General features: G+C 68.3%; 15 protein-coding genes. 5 read left to right on the top strand and 10 right to left on the bottom strand.

The features are described 5' to 3' along the window. Positions 1 to 150 precede the first annotated feature (150 nt). Positions 151 to 657: an oxidoreductase gene (locus VMD50_RS12420; RefSeq protein WP_325428048.1), complete on the bottom strand. Its 507-nt coding sequence runs from the start codon at positions 655 to 657 to the stop codon at positions 151 to 153. A 130-nt stretch (positions 658 to 787) separates the two neighbouring features. On the opposite strand from VMD50_RS12420, the gene VMD50_RS12415 reads away from it, so the two are divergent. Both VMD50_RS12415 and VMD50_RS12410 read left to right on the top strand, forming a co-directional pair. Next, entirely contained in the window at positions 788 to 1,786 is a 999-nt protein-coding gene (locus VMD50_RS12415; RefSeq protein ID WP_325428047.1) for a sensor domain-containing protein, read from the top strand. A 21-nt stretch (positions 1,787 to 1,807) separates the two neighbouring features. After that, entirely contained in the window at positions 1,808 to 2,779 is a 972-nt protein-coding gene (locus VMD50_RS12410; protein WP_325428046.1) for an aldo/keto reductase, read from the top strand. Positions 2,780 to 2,798: 19 nt separating this feature from the next. Here VMD50_RS12410 and VMD50_RS12405 read toward each other — a convergent pair whose 3' ends face one another. The 6 genes from VMD50_RS12405 to VMD50_RS12380 all read right to left on the bottom strand — a co-directional run bounded on the left by VMD50_RS12405 (position 2,799) and on the right by VMD50_RS12380 (position 10,451). Then, on the bottom strand, positions 2,799 to 3,578 hold the full coding sequence (locus tag VMD50_RS12405; protein WP_325428045.1) for an SDR family oxidoreductase: 780 nt from the start codon (positions 3,576 to 3,578) through the stop codon (positions 2,799 to 2,801). Between the two features lie 79 nt (positions 3,579 to 3,657). Further along, positions 3,658 to 5,412 (bottom strand): sensor domain-containing diguanylate cyclase, encoded by a 1,755-nt coding sequence (locus VMD50_RS12400; RefSeq protein ID WP_325428044.1) that lies wholly within the window; start codon positions 5,410 to 5,412, stop codon positions 3,658 to 3,660. Positions 5,413 to 5,559: 147 nt separating this feature from the next. Continuing rightward, entirely contained in the window at positions 5,560 to 7,710 is a 2,151-nt protein-coding gene (gene glgX / locus VMD50_RS12395) for a glycogen debranching protein GlgX (protein ID WP_325428043.1), read from the bottom strand. 70 nt (positions 7,711 to 7,780) lie between these two features. Then, positions 7,781 to 8,962: a zinc-dependent alcohol dehydrogenase gene (locus tag VMD50_RS12390; protein ID WP_325428042.1), complete on the bottom strand. Its 1,182-nt coding sequence runs from the start codon at positions 8,960 to 8,962 to the stop codon at positions 7,781 to 7,783. A gap of 63 nt (positions 8,963 to 9,025) precedes the next feature. Beyond that, positions 9,026 to 9,748 (bottom strand): GAF and ANTAR domain-containing protein, encoded by a 723-nt coding sequence (locus VMD50_RS12385; RefSeq protein WP_325428041.1) that lies wholly within the window; start codon positions 9,746 to 9,748, stop codon positions 9,026 to 9,028. Positions 9,749 to 10,085: 337 nt separating this feature from the next. Continuing rightward, positions 10,086 to 10,451, bottom strand: a complete 366-nt coding sequence (locus tag VMD50_RS12380; RefSeq protein WP_325428040.1) for a MerR family transcriptional regulator — start codon at positions 10,449 to 10,451, stop codon at positions 10,086 to 10,088. Between the two features lie 143 nt (positions 10,452 to 10,594). On the opposite strand from VMD50_RS12380, the gene VMD50_RS12375 reads away from it, so the two are divergent. Continuing rightward, positions 10,595 to 11,053, top strand: coding sequence for an Hsp20/alpha crystallin family protein (locus VMD50_RS12375; protein ID WP_325428053.1), 459 nt, complete (start codon positions 10,595 to 10,597; stop codon positions 11,051 to 11,053). Positions 11,054 to 11,135: 82 nt separating this feature from the next. Further along, positions 11,136 to 11,828, top strand: coding sequence for a PAS and ANTAR domain-containing protein (locus VMD50_RS12370; protein WP_325428039.1), 693 nt, complete (start codon positions 11,136 to 11,138; stop codon positions 11,826 to 11,828). Here the strand turns inward: VMD50_RS12370 and VMD50_RS12365 are convergent. Next, a complete protein-coding gene (locus VMD50_RS12365; protein ID WP_325428038.1) occupies positions 11,818 to 13,233 on the bottom strand; it encodes a WS/DGAT/MGAT family O-acyltransferase in 1,416 nt (471 codons plus the stop codon). The two genes, VMD50_RS12370 and VMD50_RS12365, sit on opposite strands and share 11 nt — an antisense overlap. Positions 13,234 to 13,343: 110 nt before the next feature. On the opposite strand from VMD50_RS12365, the gene ppsA reads away from it, so the two are divergent. Next, positions 13,344 to 15,752 carry a phosphoenolpyruvate synthase gene (gene ppsA, locus VMD50_RS12360; RefSeq protein WP_325428037.1) on the top strand — a complete coding sequence of 803 codons (2,409 nt, stop codon included), beginning with the start codon at positions 13,344 to 13,346 and terminating at the stop codon, positions 15,750 to 15,752. Between the two features lie 84 nt (positions 15,753 to 15,836). On the opposite strand, the gene VMD50_RS12355 is transcribed toward ppsA, so the two are convergent. Next, positions 15,837 to 16,724 (bottom strand): 3-oxoacyl-[acyl-carrier-protein] synthase III C-terminal domain-containing protein, encoded by an 888-nt coding sequence (locus VMD50_RS12355; protein WP_325428036.1) that lies wholly within the window; start codon positions 16,722 to 16,724, stop codon positions 15,837 to 15,839. Further along, positions 16,708 to 17,811 (bottom strand): 3-oxoacyl-ACP synthase III family protein, encoded by a 1,104-nt coding sequence (locus VMD50_RS12350; RefSeq protein WP_325428035.1) that lies wholly within the window; start codon positions 17,809 to 17,811, stop codon positions 16,708 to 16,710. Before VMD50_RS12350 ends, VMD50_RS12355 begins: the two co-directional genes overlap by 17 nt. Positions 17,812 to 17,816: the final 5 nt, after the last annotated feature.

Below are 17,816 nucleotides of genomic sequence, written 5' to 3'. Positions count from 1 at the left end.
CTGTCCTCGCGCCAGTACAGCTTGGGGTGGGTGGACAGGATCTCGATGCCGCTGCGCAGCAACAACGTCAGAAAAAGGACGTTGAGCCAGTGGTCGATGCGCAGCCACGCCGGGTAGTCGAGCACGATCTCGGTCATCTGCGCCGCCCGCTCAGTCCTCCCACCGCTGCCGGCGCGGATAGGCGACATTGATGCCCAGCAGCACCGAGGCGTGCAGTGCGATGAAGGCGCCCGCGAAGGCGAGCGCGAAGGTCGCCGGCGCGACGTCCCATCGTCCGGTGACGGCGGTCAGGCCGGGCAGGCTGGTGATCCGCGTGGCGACGTCAACGCCGAGAACGACCACTGAAAGCAGGCTGCCGAAATACCAACCCGCCTGTGCCACAGGGGGATTGCGGCCGAATCCCATGCAGGCGGCGGCGAGCAGGCAAGCGGCGATCACCGCGACGGCGTACACCACGAAGGCCCCGGGCAGCGCGTCCTGGGCGGCCATCGAGTACACCAGGCCGGCGTGCGTCGCGGCGATGCCGGCGAGCAGGGCGGCGCCCAAAGCCGTTACGACCCTGGGCAAGTCGAAGGCGACGTAGCCGCCGAGGGACAGCACCCGAAACAGCCGGCTGCGGTGCCAATTTTCCGGCCACGACCCGACGACAAAACCCACAACGCGCGCGTACCCGGTGCTGAATTCCTCAAACGTCGACTTGTATGAACTGCCGTTCGGTTCTGTTGGCAGTTGCGCGCCGAACGGCTACATTCGCGGCAGGATCGCAGGCTAAGGAGGATGCCGCCGCGTGAATCCTCAGGATCCTCTCGGGTACGGCCCGTTCAGTTACGATCCGCTCGGCCGCGTGCCGCCGGCGGAGCCGCCGGTCGTGCCGCCCCCGGTCGTTACGCCACCGCCGCCACCGCCGCACCGCCGGCCGGTCAACGCGCTGGCGACGCAGTCGCTGGTGTTCGCGTTCCTGTCCCCGCCCGTCGGCGCGATCCTCGGACACTTGGCGCTCGCGCGGATCCGACGCACGGGTGAGCCCGGCCGAGACCGCGCGCTGGCGGGGGTGGCGCTGTCGTATGCGTTCGTCACGCTCGCCGTCGTCGCTCTGGTCGGGTGGGCGGCCCTGGCCGCGTTTCGGTCCGCCCCGGGCCGGACCGCGGCACCGGGCACCACCGCCGCGGCGCCGGTGGGTCCCACGGTCGCGCCGGGCGCCATGACCACGCTGTTACCCGGCGTCGACGACCTGAAAACCATGACCGATGACCAGAACCTCGAGGCCGGCCAGACCTGGGACCACCCGTCCCGGTCCGACCGGGAGGGAACCATCGACCGTCCGGAGTGCTGGGGCGCCATCGCCCCGGGGACCCCGGACGCCTACGCCGTGGACGCCCTTTTCGGTTACCACGCGGCGGAATTCGCCGACACGCGCAGCCTGCTCAAGTCGGTTCAGGTGATCGAGGCCGCAGCGGCGTTTCGCGACGCGGCGGCGGCCCAGTCGCAACTGCAGAGGCTGCAGGACGGCTGGCGCCAATGCGGTGGCACGACCGTGAGCGTGACGATTCCGGAGGCCGGCGCGATCCCGTTCGCGTTGAGCGCCCCCGCCGATGCGGGCAACGGCATCACCACGTTGGGCCTGACCCCCAAGGGGCTGCAGGTGCGCTCCGCCCGCGCGATCGCGGCCAAGGCCAACGTCGTCGTCGACCTGTACGTGTCCTACAGCGGCACCACCGACGCGGACCGCCCCCGGGACACGGCCGTGAGCATCGCCAACTTCGTGCTCAACAAGATTCCCGGCTGAGGGGTCAGTAGGGTGGGCCCCATGAAATATCTGGACGTCGACGGCGTCGGAAGGGTCAGCCGAATCGGCCTGGGCACCTGGCAGTTCGGGTCGCGCGAGTGGGGGTACGGGGAGGGCTACGCCTCCGGCGCCGCGCGCGACATCGTGCACCGCGCCCGCGCCCTCGGAGTCACGCTGTTCGATACCGCCGAGGTGTACGGCCTGGGCAAGAGCGAGCGGATTCTCGGCGAGGCGCTCGGCGACGAGCGCGCCGACGTCGCGATCGCCAGCAAGATCATGCCGTTGGCGCCGTTCCCCGCGGTGGTCAAGCAGCGCGAGCGCGCCAGCGCGCGGCGGCTGGGCGTCGACCGCATCCCGCTCTACCAGGTCCATCAGCCCAACCCGGTGTTTCCCGACTCGGTGATCATGCCCGGGATGCGCGACCTGCTCGACGAGGGCAAGATCGGCGCGGCCGGCGTCTCGAACTACTCGCTGGCGCGATGGCAGAAGGCCGACGCGGCGCTCGGGCGGCCGGTGATCAGCAACCAGGTGCATTTCTCGCTCGCCCACGCCGGCGCGCTTGAGGACCTGGTGCCCTTCGCCGAGCGCGAGAACCGCATCGTGATCGCCTACAGCCCGCTCGCGCAGGGGCTGCTGGGCGGCAAGTACGGCCCGGACAACCGGCCCGGCGGCGTGCGCGCGGTGAACCCGCTGTTCGGTACCGAGAACCTGCGCCGCATCGAGCCGCTGCTGCAGACGCTGCGCGACGTCGCGACCACGGTCGGCGCCAAGCCGGCCCAGGTGGCGCTGGCCTGGCTGATCAGCCTGCCCGGCGTCGTCGCGATTCCCGGCGCGTCCAGCGTCGAACAGCTCGAGTTCAACGTCGCCGCCGCCGACATCGAGCTGCCCCCGGAGTCCCGCGACGCGCTCACCGACGCGGCCCGCGCCTTCCGGCCCGCCTCGGCCGGGCGCTTCCTGACCGACCTGGTCCGGGAGCGGGTGGGGCTGCGCTGAGAGTGACGGCGCCGACCCGCTACGACTGCGCAGAATCCGCGAACGCCGCCGGGCTGGCGGGTGCGCCCCGGGCCACCACCACCGGCATCGACGTCGCCGCACTGGTGCGCAGGATCGTGTGGACCACGTCGACGAGGTCCTCGACGGGCATCAGCTTGCCGGGCATGCAGCCGCGGGACGCCCACAGCGGGACGGCCTTCATGGCCAGGTCCATGTCCCAGCCGACGTTCATGCCCGTTTGGCTGTCGCCCTCGCCGCCCGCGCACTCGCCCACGATGAGGGTGGTGAAGCCGATGTCGGGGTGCTCGGCCCGCCACGCCTCCACGAGCCGCTCCAGGGCCGCCTTGCTGACGCCGTACGCCCCGAGGCCCGGCCAGGGCGGCCCGAACGTGCCCGCGTCGGAGGACAGGTAGACCGCCTTGCCGGCGGCGGCCGTCAGGTGCGGGACCGCCGCCGCGGTCACCAGCGCCGCGCCGATCACGTTGGTGTCGAAGATCCGCCGCCACGTCTCGGCGTCGGTGTCGACCATGCGGACAAGCGGCCCGACCGCCGGCGTGTAGACGAGGTTGTCGATGCCACCGAGCGCGTCGGCGGCGCCGCCGATCGCCGATCGGCAGGACGCCTCGTCGGTCACGTCGCATTCGATGGCGACCGCACCCGGCCCGGCCTCCTTCGCCGCGTTCTCGATGCGCTCGCGGCGCCGGGCCAGCAGCGCGACCTGATCGCCGCGCTGCGCCAGACCGACACCGATGCACCGCCCGAGCCCGCTCGAGGCGCCGACCACGACTGTCCTTGACATATCCGCCCTCTCCTGTAACGAGCTGCCGTCGGCAAGAACCTACCGGATATCATGCGCTGCAGGGCGGTAGCTCGGTTGACTAATTCCGGACGACGGTGTTCCGGTCCCCCAACTTGGCCTGGTACATGGCCGCGTCCGCCCGGGCCGTGATCGTGTCGACGGAGTCGCCGGGAAGGGCAAGCGTGGCGCCGATGCTCAGGGTCGCGGAGAACGTCTTGCCGGTTACGTGGATGGGTTCGGCGGCGCGACAGCGAATCTTCTCCGCGATCTGGCCCAGCTCGGCGATGCTGCGGAGTCCAGCCAACAGGACGAGAATCTCGTCACCCCCCGTCCGGCCGACGGTATCTCCTCGCCGAACGCTCCCCCGAATCCGCGCCGCCAGGGTTGCGAGCACGAAGTCCCCGATGCCGTGTCCCCACGTGTCGTTGATGTCCTTGAAATGGTCCACGTCGCAGAACAAAACGCCGACGTACGTTCCGGCGGGCTGGGTTTGCTCCAGCGCGGACTCGAGCCGGACGATGGCCTCGGCCCGGTTCACCAAGCCGGTCAGGGTGTCGAACCGGGCCAACCGTTCCAGTCGCTGCTCGGCCTTCACCTGATCGTCGACCATGCGGACAGCGGCGATGAGACCGTCGGTGTTGCCGTCGGCGTCGACGTACGGTTTTCCGTGGCCCTCGGCCCAGTGGTACTCGCCGTCGGCGGAGCGAATCCTGAACCGTTGCAGCACCGATTCGCCGGCGGCGACCCTGCGTAACGCGGCGATGACCGTCTCGCGGTCCCGCGGATGGATGTGGCGATTGGACTCCCAGCCGGTCCAGCCTTGCGGCGACCGGCCCAACGCGGCCTCGACGGACGGCGAGACCCAGGCGACCTCGTCGCCGCGGAGGTGCACGATGATGTCGACCGCGTTCTCGGCGAGGATGCGATAGCGCGTTTCGGCGTCCGCCCGTTCCTTGCTGACAAGTTCCTTCGCTATCAGCAGTTGCTGCTCGCGCTGGCTGAAGTAGAACGTGACCGCCCCGACGACGAGGGCACCCAGCAGTACCGAAAAGGTCCACTCCGCGTGCTCGCCTAGCCCGAGCTCGAGGAAGACCGGCCGCGACAGCGCGACGACGACAGGAAAACCGGCGAGGATGGCCACCAACCTCAGCAATGACTTCCGATCGGGTCGGGCGAGCAGCCAAGCGACCGGGAACCGGTCGGGGCGCGCCAGCGACGTCGCGGCGGCGAGCAGCAACAGCGCGCAGGCCGTCATGAGTGCCTGGCCCGTCGACGGCGAGTAGCCCACCAGCGCCAATGCGTTGAACAAGTAGGCCCCGACCGTGAGAAACGGAATGGCCACGCCGGCCGCCATGCACGCGGGCCACACCACGCGAGTCCACCGATCCACTCGAATCAGTGCCGCGGCGGCTGCCAGGAGCAGGACCGACGTTGCCGTCTGCGGACTCGGACGCCCCGGCCACGTCTGTTGCGACGCGCGCACCGCGTCGCCGAACCACACTTGGTCCAGGCCCGACGACGACCCACCCGTCGCGTACTCCACGAGGGTTATGCCGGCGAGGGCACCGACCACCAGGGCTAACCCGCGCCCTCCCCGGACGCGGCCTCGCGAAGGGTGGCCCGACTGTGCTAAGACCGCCACACCGAGCGCCGCCAGCCACAACGCAGTCCACGGCATCATCTGAGGCCAGCTCGGATCGATCCGGGTCAGCCGGTCGACACCGGTCACCCACCCCACCCATGCCGCGGCGGCGAGGGTGAACCCCACCAGCAAGGCGATCCGTCGGCACCAGGCGACATCGTTCAGGCACGCCTCAGGGCTCGGCGTTTCCATCGGCTGCCCCTTCCGCCCCCGGCGGCGGCGCAACCGACAGTGTGCGGGGATAGGTAGCCGGTGTCTCGGGCAAAAGGTCATCAACCTCGGTGCGGAAGGTCACCGATGCCGCCGGACCGGGGTTCTCCGACGATTGCCCGACTCGCGTCAGCCGCCGTCGGGGGCCTGCAAGACCACGGCGCTGTGGGCGTCCACGGTGAGCGCGCCTCCCCCGGGCACCTCCTCCGCGGGGGTCTCCTCGTCCGGTCCGGTGAAGATCACCAGCTGCCAGGAGGCACCGAATTCCTTTGGCGGCAAGGTGAATTCGATCGGCTCGTGATGGGCGTTGAAACACAGCAGGAACGAGTCGTCGAGCACCCGCTGGCCCCGCGCGTCGCGGTCAGGGATGCCGTGACCGTTGAGGAACACCGTGACCGATTTCGCGAATCCCGCCCCCCAGTCCTCCTCGGTCATCTCGGCGCCCTCGGGGGTGAACCAGGCGATATCCGGCAGCCCGTCCTGGCCGCGGCGGCCCAGCGGCTTGCCGGAAAAGAACCGGCGCCTGCGGAACACCGGATGCTCGGCCCGCAGCGCCGACACCCTGCGGGTGAACTCGAGCAGGCCGGCGTCGGCGGCGGCCCAGTCGATCCAGGTGAGCTCGTTGTCCTGGCAGTAGCCGTTGTTGTTGCCGTTCTGGGTGCGGCCGAGTTCGTCGCCGTGGCAGATCATCGGCACGCCCTGGGACAGCAGCAGTGTGGTCAGGAAGTTGCGCTGCTGGCGGGCGCGCAGCTCTTTGACCTGGGGGTCGTCGGTCGGCCCCTCGGCCCCGCAGTTCCACGACCGGTTGTGGCTTTCGCCGTCGTTGTTGTCCTCGCCGTTGGCCTCGTTGTGCTTCTCGTTGTAGGACACCAGGTCGCGCAGCGTGAACCCGTCGTGGGCGGTGACGAAGTTGATCGAGGCCACCGGCCGGCGCGCGGTGTGCTCGTAGAGGTCGGCCGATCCCGAGATTCGGTAGGCGAACTCGTCGAGCGTGGCGGGCTCGCCGCGCCAGAAGTCGCGGACGGTGTCGCGGTACTTGCCGTTCCATTCGGTCCACTGCGGCGGGAAGTTGCCGACCTGGTAGCCGCCCGGCCCGACGTCCCACGGCTCGGCGATGAGCTTGACCTGGCTGATCGTCGGATCCTGTTGCACCAGTTCGAAAAACGTCGCCAGGCGGTCGACGTCGTAGAACTCGCGGGCCAGCGTGGCGGCCAGGTCGAAGCGGAAGCCGTCGACGTGCATTTCGAGCACCCAGTAGCGCAGCGAGTCCATGATCAGCTGCAGCGCGTGCGGGTGCCCCACGTTGAGGCTGTTGCCCGTGCCGGTGTAGTCCATGTAGTAGCGCTTGTCGTCGTCGACCAGCCGGTAGTAGGCGGCGTTGTCGATGCCGCGCATCGACAACGTCGGGCCCATGTGGTTGCCCTCGGCCGTGTGGTTGTAGACCACGTCGAGGATCACCTCGATGCCGGCCTCGTGCAGGGTGCGCACCATCGCCTTGAATTCCTGCACCTGTCCCCCCGGGGAGACGGCGCTGGAGTACTTGAAGTCCGGTGCGAAGAATCCGATCGTGTTGTAGCCCCAGTAATTCGAGAGCCCCTTGTCGACGAGGGTCGAGTCGTTGGCGAAGTGATGCACCGGCATCAGCTCGATGGCGGTGACCCCGATGCTCTTGAGGTGCTCGATGATCACGGGGTGCGCCACGGCGGAGTAGGTGCCGCGCAGCTGCTCGGGGATGTCCGGGTGGGTCTGGGTCAGGCCCTTGACGTGTGCCTCGTAGATCACCGTGTCGGCGTACTGGTGGTCCGGCGGGCGGTCGTTGCCCCAGTCGAAGTAGGGGCTGATGACCACCGACTTGGGCATGCTGTCCGCCGAGTCGTCGTCGTTACGGCTGTCGGGGTCGCCGAAGTTGTAGCCGAACAGCGACTGGTTCCACTCGAAGGTGCCGTCGATGGCCTTCGAATACGGGTCCACCAGCAGCTTGTTCGGGTTGCACCGCAGGCCGTTCTCCGGCTCGTAGGGGCCGTGCACGCGGTAGCCGTAGCGCTGGCCGGGTTCGAGGCGGGGGATGTAGGCGTGCCAGACGAACCCGTCGACCTCGGGCAGGGTGATCCGGCTCTCCACCCCCTCGGCGTCGAACAGGCACAGCTCGACTCGCTCGGCCACCTCGCTGAACACCGCGAAGTTGGCGCCGGCGCCGTCATACGTCGCGCCCAGCGGGTAGGCCCTGCCGGGCCACACCTCCCCGGTGGGCGTGGGGGCGAGGGTTTCTGGGCTGGTCATGGCGCATTTGATACCCGAGCGCGGGGCGGGTCAAACCGCGCGTTCGAAATGCCCGCGCGGACTCAGGAATTCACGGCTTGAGCATGACCTTCACGGCGCCGTCCGCCTTTTTCTGGAAGATCTCGTAGGCGTGCGGGGCCTGCTCGAGGGGCAACACGTGCGTGGCGAACGTGTCGACGCCGAGCGGGTCGTCGTCGGTGAGCAGCGGCATGATGTCGTCGACCCAGCGCTTCACGTTGGCCTGCCCCATCCGCAGGGTCGCCTGCTTGTCGAAGAGGGTGAGCATCGGCAGCGGGTCGGCCATCCCGCCGTAGACGCCGATCAGCGAGATGGTGCCGCCGCGCCGCACGATGTCGATGGCGGAATACAGGGCGCTGAGCCTGTCCACACCGGCGGTCTGCATGACCCGCTTGCCCAAGAAGTCCGGCAACATGCCGCTGGCCTGCTGAGCCAGCCGGGCGGCGGGCGAACCGTGCGCCTCCATGCCCACCGCGTCGATCACCGAGTCGGTGCCCCGGCCGTCGGTCAGGTCGCGGATCGCGTCACCGAGCGACGGGTCGAGCCGTCCCAGGTCGATGGTGTGGATGCCGCGCTCGGCGGCCCGGGCCAGGCGTTCGGGCACCAGGTCGACGGCGATCACCCGGTAGCCGAGATGATCGGCGATGCGCGCGGCCATGTCCCCGATGGGCCCCAGGCCCAGTATGGTCACCGACCCGCCGTCCGGGATGTCGGCGTAGGCCACCGCCTGCCAGGCGGTGGGCAGCACGTCGGAGAGGTAGACGAAGCGCGAATCCGGTGGTCCCCCGGGGACTTTGATGTGCGTGAACTGCGCCTGCGGGACGCGCAGCAGTTCGGCTTGGCCGCCGGGGACTTCGCCGTACAGCTCCGAATAGCCGAACAGGGCCGCGCCCATGCCCTGGTCGCGCACCTGGGTGGTCTCGCATTGGGTGTAGAGCCGCTTCTCGCACATGTAACAACGGCCGCAGGAGATCTGGAACGGGATGACGACCCGGTCGCCGACGCGCAGGTCACCCGTTTCGGGGCCGACCTCGCGCACGATCCCCATGGGTTCGTGGCCCAGGATGTCCCCGGGCTTCATGAAGGCGCCGAGGACTTCGTAGAGGTGCAGGTCGGACCCGCAGATGTTGGTCGAGGTGACCTCGATGATGGCGTCGGTCGGACGTTCGATCTTCGGGTCGGGCACCGATTCCACGCGAACGTCGCGCTTGCCCTGCCACGTGACAGCTTTCATGTGCCTGGCACATACCCGCGTCGCGCAGGCCGAAACGGCGCGGGAGGGGCGGTGCGGCCGGGTTTACGCGCCGCGTTCGGCCCGATGGCGGGGCTTGAGCGGATGCTCGCTGTCGATCAGTGACCTGGCGATCTCGATCAGCTTGGTATTCGATTTCTGCGAGAGCCGGGAGAGCAGTTCGAACGCTTCGACGGCATCCAGGTTGAAGCGCTCCATGATGACACCCTTGGCCTGGCCGATCAGGTCCCGTGACGCCAGTGCGCTGCGGAATTGGTCCTGGCGGCGCATCATCGACCACGCCAGGGCGACATGGGTGGCGAAAACGCCGCCAAGTTCAAGTGACTCGTCGGTGAAGGCGTGCGGATGCTCGGCATAGAAGTTGAGCGCGGCCATGTTGCTGCTGTCGGCGAACAATTCGTACGACAGGATCGAGCGGATGGGGGTCTGCTCGAGCGCGTGCCGCTGATAGTTCGGCCAGCGTTGATCGATGTTGAGATCCTCGACACGCATCACGTGGTGCTGCCACACGGCCGACAGGCACGGCCCTTCGCCGTACCGGTTCTGGATCGCGTCCAGCACCATCGGATAGCGATGCGTCGCGACGACGTTGGTAACGGCCCTGGTCTTGTAGGCCAGCGTGATCCCCGCGTACTGGCAGCCCGCCACGTGCCGAGCGCCGCTGTCAACGAGTTCGTGCAGACCCACGCTCGTTTCGGTTCCATGGCGATCGAGGTCGACGATCAGCCCCGCCAGCTGGGCCGCAACCGTGTCGTTGTCCTGCCGCACAGCATCACCACCTCGCGGGCTTCTGAAGCGCATACTCTCCCATCACATGCCGTCACTTGGCCCAGTCGCCACGTGTCATGGTGGCGACGACTGTTCCCACGTGTCGACGCACAAAACGAAGTCTATGGGCCATCCAACGAAGTGCAAAGCATAACGAAGCCAACCCGGACCGCACGACGAACCCGGCGAGGCGAAAGCGAAAGGGTTTCGCCTCGCGCCGAGCGCACCCCAACATGGAAATCGTCGCGGCTCAACGAGTTACGGTGGCATCCTACGCCGCCTTGGTGGCGCCGGGCTAACTCATGATCACCGGTTGCATACCGCTGCCGAAGACCGGCTAGCCGTCGGCCCCCTTCTTGGCTCCCTCGTTTTGTGCCGCGCCCCGCAGGCCGCGGTTGGTGGAGCGCAGATCGGAGTTGGCCGCCGACAGCGCGGCGTTGTCGTCTTCCAGGCTCAGGATGCGCGCGATGCCGGCCAGGTTCACCCCAGCGTCAACCAGCGCGCTGATGCGCTGGAGCCGGGCCAGGTCGTCGGCGCTGTAGCGCCGCGTTCCGCCGTCGCTGCGGGCCGGCGTCAACAGCCCGTAGCGTTCGTAGAGCCGCAGCGACTGCACCGGGATGCCGGAAAGTTCGGCGGCCACGGAGATTCCGTACACCCCCCGGCCGGGCGCCGGCGCCCCGGTGTCACCAGCGTTTTCGGTCATCGGGTATCCCCCAAGCGAACTCGCACAGAAAATCTGTTTATCACACTTGCGACGAGCTGTCGATGGTGTTATATCAAATCTATGTCATTGGACACAGGTAATAGCCACTTCACAACAGCAGATTGGAGTGAGAGGTGACCGCCATGCTGATGCGCACCGACCCCTTCCGTGACCTGGACCGCTTCGCACAGCAAGTGCTGGGCACGGCCGCCCGGCCGGCCGTGATGCCGATGGATGCCTGGCGCGAGGGCGAGCAGTTCGTCGTCGAGTTCGACCTGCCGGGCATCGACGCCGACTCGCTGGACATCGACATCGAGCGCAACGTGGTGACCGTCCGCGCCGAACGGCCGGCCGTCGACCCCGACCGCGAGATGCTGGCCACCGAGCGGCCGCGCGGGGTGTTCAGCCGCCAGCTCGTGCTCGGCGAAAACCTCGACACCGACAAGATCGAGGCCTCCTACGCCGAAGGCGTGCTGAGGCTTCGCATCCCGGTCGCCGAGAGGGCCAAACCGCGCAAGATTTCGGTCGGCCGCGGCGATGGATCTCGAGGCCACACGGCCATCAACGACAACGCCGCAAAGAGGGAGGTGATAGACGCCTGATCGATCCGCGGGCGGGGCGGCGTTTCCGGCGCCGCCCCGCGGCCCGCGCCGAGGCGTCGACCCCGAGGAGGCAAGCTCCGAGATGAATTGGCATCTGAACGGCCAAACGCCCCGTGTCGCACTGGCTTTGGCCGGCGGCGAGCCGCAACGGGTGGGGTGGTTCCGGTTCTACTTCGCCGACCAGCGGTGGGAATGGTCCGAGGAGGTGCAGCGCATCCACGGCTACCAGCCCGGCAGCGTCACCCCGACCACCGATCTGGTGCTCGCGCATAAACACCCCGATGACCGCGGACAGGTCGCGGCCACGATCGATCAGATTCTCAACACGCACCAGGCGTTCAGCACGCGGCACCGGATCATCGACACCTTCGGCGAGGTGCGCGACATCGTCGTCGTCGGTGACCAGCTCTTCGACGAGCAGGGCGAGGTGGCCGGAACCCACGGGTTCTACATCGACGTCTCCCCCGTCGCCGAGCGGGCGCAGGAGGAACTCGTCACCGCGCGGCTCGCCGAGATCAGCGAGAACCGCGCCGGCATCGAGCAGGCCAAGGGCATGCTGATGCTGATCTACAACATCAACGACAACGCCGCGTTCAGCCTGCTGAAATGGTTGTCGCAGGAGACAAACGTCAAGTTGCGCCTGTTGGCCGAGCAGATCGTCGAGGACTTCCGGGGCGCCGGCCTGGCCCTCAACTCACAATCGGAGTTCGACCACCTACTGCTGACCGCGCATCGGCGCATCCGGTGTTCCGCCGATCAACCGGTCAACGGGTGACCGATTTGCGAGCGGTCCCCGCTTGCTTGTGCCGGCGGGTCGCCTTCACCAACTGTGCGACTCCGTTCTCGATTCCGTCGGCGAGCGCCTCGATGTCCGGCGCGGCGTCGTAGTCGGCGGTGATGCCGAACACGAACGTGTCGGCGTAGCTGAGCATCGCGATGCCGGTGCGCACCTGGAGCGCGATCGGAGGCACCGGCAGGATTTCCAGCACGGGCCGGCCCATCAGTGTCTGCGGCTTGCGCGGACCGGGAACGTTGGTCGCCAGCGCGACCACCGCCCGTTGCGGCAGCCGCGCCAGCAGGCGAATCGCCCACGCGGTCAAGGCGAACGGGATGTTGCGGGCCGCCGAGACCAGCGCGCTGCCCCCCTCGCTCTGACCGCTGGCTTTGGCCCGGGTGAGCCGGCGGTGCACCAGCCGCAACTGCTCCACGGGGTCGGCCTCATCGACCGGCAGCAACGGCAGCATCGCCGAGACCTGGTTGTCGGTCATGCCGAAGTGGGTCGTCGGGCGAACCGAAACCGGAACCAGCGTGCGCAGCGAGTTGCGGGTGGGCCGTTCCCCGCGCTCGAGCAGCATCTTGCGGTAACTGTCCGTGATGGCCGCCAGCGCCACGTCGTTGAGGGTCACGCCGAATGCCCGGGCGACCCGCTGCAGGTCGGCCAGCCGGACCCGGGCCGCACTGAAGCGTCGCATCGTCGTCATGGGCCCGTTCAGCGACGATGCCGGCGGGGGGCTGAACATGCTCGCGGTGAGTTCGGCCGCACCGATCGCGACGTGTTCGGCGGCGGCCGCCGCGGCGAGCGCGCTGCGCGCGATCTCGCTGACCCAGCCCAACGGGTTGAGGCCGAGCCTGGGCAGGCCCGGCCCGGAACCGTCCGGCTCGTTGGCGGCGCGGATGTCGGTGGCAAAAGTGTTGGTTTCGCCGCGCTCATCCCCGTCGTCACTGAACCTCGCCAAAAGCTGCGCGGTCGCGATGCCGTCGGCGATGCAGTGGTGAAGCTTGGTCAGCACGGCCCACCGCTCACCGCTGAGGCCCTCGATGACGTAGCACTCCCACAGCGGGCGCTCGCGGTCGAGCCGTCGCTCCATGACGGTCGCGATCGCCTCGAACAGTTCGGCGTCGCCACCGGGATGCGGCAGCGCCAGGCGGTGCAGGTGATGCGTGATGTCGAAATGCGGGTCGTCCACCCATTCGGGTGCGCCGAGGTCCAGCGGATGGGTCCGCAACACCTGCCTGCACCGCGGAATGGTCGGCGCGCGTTCGGCGAAGGCGGAGACGAACTCGTCGTAGTCGGGCGCGGGCCCCTCCATGATCGACACGCCGCCGACCGCCAGGCTCACGTGCGGATCGGAGTCTTCGACTTCGAGGAAGGTCGCATCGAGCGCGGTCAATTGCTCCATCTCGCTACTTTCCGCCCCCGCGCGCCCGCGCGGTCAGAGCCAGAAGTCCTCACCTTTCGGGGCCTAATGACGGCAGCGCAGCGGGGTCGGCGGGCCATATCGTGAGGTTCATGAGCGCGTTCAACTACATTCGGTTCTTCGAAGAAATCGGCATCGACGACGTGCCGGTGGTCGGCGGCAAGAACGCCTCGCTCGGCGAGATGTACCAGAAGCTGTCCGGGCAGGGCATCCGCGTCCCGCACGGGTTCGCGACCACCGCGCAGGCGTACCGGCACATGCTGGACAGGGCCGACGCCTGGGACGCCCTGCACGCCGAACTCGACGGCCTCGACCCCGACGACGTCAGCGGGTTGGCGCACAGGGGCAAACGCGCCCGTGAGATCGTCTACGGCGCAGGGCTTCCCGATGACCTGGCCGCCGAGATCGTGGCCGCGTACCGCATGCTTCAGGCCGAGTACGGCGAGGAGGTCAGCCTCGCGGTGCGAAGCTCGGCGACCGCCGAGGACCTGCCGACGGCCAGCTTCGCCGGCCAGCAGGAAACCTTCCTCAACATCAGGGGCGCCGAGAGCCTGCTGGACGCGTGCCGCCGGTGTTTCGCCAGCCTGTTCACCGATCGGGCCATCCACTATCGCATCGACCAGGGCTTCGACCATTTCAAGGTCTCGCTGTCGATCGGGGTGATGAAGATGGTGCGCTCCGACCTCGCGTCGTCGGGCGTGATATTCACCATCGACACCGAATCAGGGTTCAGCGACGTCGTTTTCGTGACGGGCGCCTACGGCCTCGGCGAGAACGTGGTGCAGGGCGCCGTCGACCCCGACGAGTTCTATGTCCACAAGCCGACTTACCTGGCCGGTCACCGCGCCGTGTTGCGCCGTCTGGTCGGCGACAAGGCGGTGAAGATGGTCTTCGTCGAGGGCGGGACGAAGGAAACGACGCGCAACATCCCGACGCCCAAGGCCGACCGGGCCCGTTTCTGCATCACCGACGAGGACGTCCTGGAGTTGGCCGGTTATGCGTGCACCATTGAGCGGCACTACGGCCGGCCGATGGACATCGAGTGGGCCAAGGACGGTCTGGACGGGCGGCTCTACATCGTCCAGGCCCGCCCCGAAACGGCGGCCTCCCAGCGCAGCCTCACGACGGTGGAGACCTACGTACTTCAGGGCAATGGGCCGCAAGGAAAAGAGGTGCTCACCGAGGGCCGGTCGGTCGGCGAAAAGATCGCCTCGGGCGTGGCCAAACGGATCGACAACCCCGATCACCTGTCGGACTTCCGGCCCGGCCAGGTGCTGGTCGCCGACACCACGACGCCCGACTGGGAACCCGTCATGAAGACCGCCGCCGCGATCGTCACCAACCGGGGCGGGCGGACCTGCCACGCGGCGATCATCGCGCGCGAACTGGGCATCCCGGCCGTGGTCGGCGCCGGCGATGCCACCACGAGCATCCCCGATGGCGAGGTCGTCACAGTGTCGTGCGTCGAGGGCGACACCGGGCGGGTGTACCGCGGCGAGGTGGGCTTCCACGTCGATCGCACCGAGGTGGCCGGCCTGCAGCGGCCCCGCACCCAGATCATGGTCAACCTCGGCAACCCCGATCTCGCCTTCAAGACGTCGTTCCTGCCGAATGACGGTGTGGGACTGGCCCGGATGGAATTCATCGTCAGCGAATACATCAAGGTCCACCCGATGGCCCTGCTGCACCCCGAGAAGGTCGGCGACGCCGAGGCGCTCCGGGAGATCGAACGGCTCACCCGCGGCTACCCCGACGGGGGCGCCTTCTTCGTGGAGCGCCTCTCCGAGGGGATCGGCACCATCGCGGCCGCCTTCTGGCCCAAGCCCGTGGTGGTCCGGATGTCGGACTTCAAGACCAACGAATACGCCAGCCTGGTCGGGGGCGGGGCCTTCGAGCCAACGGAAAGCAACCCGATGATCGGCTTCCGCGGCGCCTCGCGCTACGCCCATCCGGCCTATGCCGAGGGTTTCGCGCTGGAGTGCCGCGCGATGAGGCGGGTCCGCGAGGAGATGGGCCTGACCAACGTCGTCATCATGCTTCCGTTCGTGCGCCGGGTGGCCGAGGCGGACCTGGTGCTGCAGACGATGGCCGACCTGGGCCTGCGGCGCGGGGAAAACGGGCTCGAGGTCTATGCGATGTGCGAGATCCCGAACAACGTGGTCCTCCTCGATCAGTTCGCCCAACGCTTCGACGGCTTCTCGATCGGCTCCAATGACCTGACCCAGCTGACCCTGGGTGTCGACCGCGACAGCGAGATCGTGGCCTTCGACTACGACGAACGCGACGATGGCGTCAAGGAGATGATTCGGTTGGCCGTGGAAGGCTGCCGCCGCAACGGGATTCACTCGGGGCTGTGCGGGCAGGCGCCTTCGGATTACCCGGACATGGCCGAGTTCCTGGTCCGCACCGGCATCGACTCGATCAGCCTGAACCCCGACGTGGTGGTGAAGACCACCCGACAGATTCTCGAGCTGGAGCGCCAGGCGGCGCCGCTGCAATGATGAGCGCGCTCGGTCTCTAGGCCGAGCCTCACGCTGGCGTGACGCTGGAGATCGAACGTCACGCTGGCGTGACGTTCGTAGCATTTATGATGCGGCTATCGAAGGCGGCTGGCGATATAGTGCGGCACCGGCGGTGACGCCTGCACCTGCGGCGACCAGCAGCACCCGCGCGCCCGCCGGCACCCGGTCGGCCGCCGGCTCGAACGCCGCCGGCAGCGCGGCGGTGTGCATGCGCTGATCGTCTGCGACGCAAACCTTTTCGACAGGCACCCCGAGCGCGTCGCTGAGCGCGGCGCGATACCCGGGCCGGGCCGGGGCGGCGACGATCAGGTCGACGTCCGCCAACCCCACCGACTGGGCATCCAGGCAGGCCCGCGCCGCCGCGGCGGCGGCCGCGGCGAATCGCTCGTCCATGGCTTCTGACTGATTGAATCGCAACACGTTGCGGGCGTCGGCGAAACCCACTGTGGCGGAGAATGCCTCGGGCTCGTCGGTGTTCACCCAGGACACCCGGCTCAGGCCATAGTCGTCGTCGGTCCATCGGCACAGCACCGCCGCACCGGCAGCCGAAAACGGGAAGTGCTCGCTCATCCCGTGACCCGGATCGGCGTCGCTGGCCACCACCAGGGCGCGATGCACGCTGCGCGTCCGCAAGAACCCGTCGACGATGTGCAATGCGGTCAGCACTCCGCAGGCGCCGTTGGCGATGTCGAAGGAAAAGGTGCCGTGCCCGCCGGCGTGCGGATCCTCGGGGTTGGCCCCGATGTCGTCCTGGATCAGCGCGGCCAGCGCCGGCTCTCCCAGGTTGCGGTCGCGGTAGATCCCGGCATTGACAACCAGATCCAGTTCGTCGGGGTCGCATCCGGCCCGCTGCAGGCAGTCCTTCGCGGCGGTCACCGCGAGGTGCAGCGCACTGTGCCGGCCCCGTAGGCGCGGGTGCGCGAGGTCGACTCGATCAATGACGGTGCCCATAGCGGTTCACCAAATCCTCATCCAGGGTCAGCAAGACCACGCCGATCTCCAATCCCGAGGCCAGCGCGAGCAGCGCGACCGTTTCTCCGGGCTCGATGCGCCCGGCCTCCAGCTCCTCGACCAGGGCCACGGTGTGGGTCGTGGACGCCGTGTTGCCATAGCGGTCGACGGTGATCACGGCATCGTGCCGCGGGCTGTCGCCGAACGCCTCCGACATGCGGGCCATTCCCTTGCGGATGGCACGCGCCGAGGTCTGGTGAGTGATCACGTGGTCGATGTCGTGGATCGAAATGTCCATGGCGTCAAGCACTTCGCTCAACAGCAGCGGCGTGTTGGCGATCGCGGCCTTCTGGATGGCACGGGAATTGGTGAACATCCGTGCGCCCGGATCGTGGCCCTCCGGATAGGCCAGGCAGAGCCTGCTGTAGTCGGCCACCGTGGTGAAGCCGGCGAGGCTGATCCCCGCCGAGCCGGCGGGCGCACGCTCGAGCAGCAGCGCCGCGCCGGCGTCACCGAGGGTGAGGCAGGCGAGTTCCTTGCTCATGATGTTGCGGATGTGGCGGGCCGCGTTGTTGCTCAGCTGCGAGATGTACTCGCCGCTCACGACCAGCCCCCGCTCGACGATCCCCTGCCGGATCCAGTTGTTCAGAATGGTTACCCCGGTGAGCATTCCGGCGCAGGCGTTGGACACGTCGAACGTCATCGCCTGCCGCGCCCCGATCGCGTGGGCCACCGCGCTGCTCATCGTCGGCTCCAGCCATTGGGTGAGCCCGCCGCGGAATTTCGTGATGCTGCAGCTGATCACCACGTCGAGCGCCGCCGGGTCCTGCTGCGCGATGGCCAGACAGTTCAGCGCCGCCGAGGTGGCCAGGCTGAAGGAATCCTCGTCGCCCGCGGAGATGCGGCGCTCGCGGATCCCGGTCAACCGTTCCAGATCGATGTGGGTGCGGTGACGGGTGCTCGCCATCAATTCGTCTGTCGTGAGCCGGGTCTCGGGCAGGTGCCGACCGGCGCCGGCCAGCCGCGCGACGAACGGAGCGGGTGTACCCTCCCCGTCGGTCTCCATCACCAGCCAATGCCGAGTCATCGGCA

It is taken from the genome of Mycobacterium sp., from assembly GCF_035506235.1.
Lineage (GTDB): Bacteria > Actinomycetota > Actinomycetes > Mycobacteriales > Mycobacteriaceae > Mycobacterium.
The sequence above is the reverse complement of the archived record's forward strand: the minus strand, read 5'-3'. Positions and strand labels throughout refer to the sequence as shown.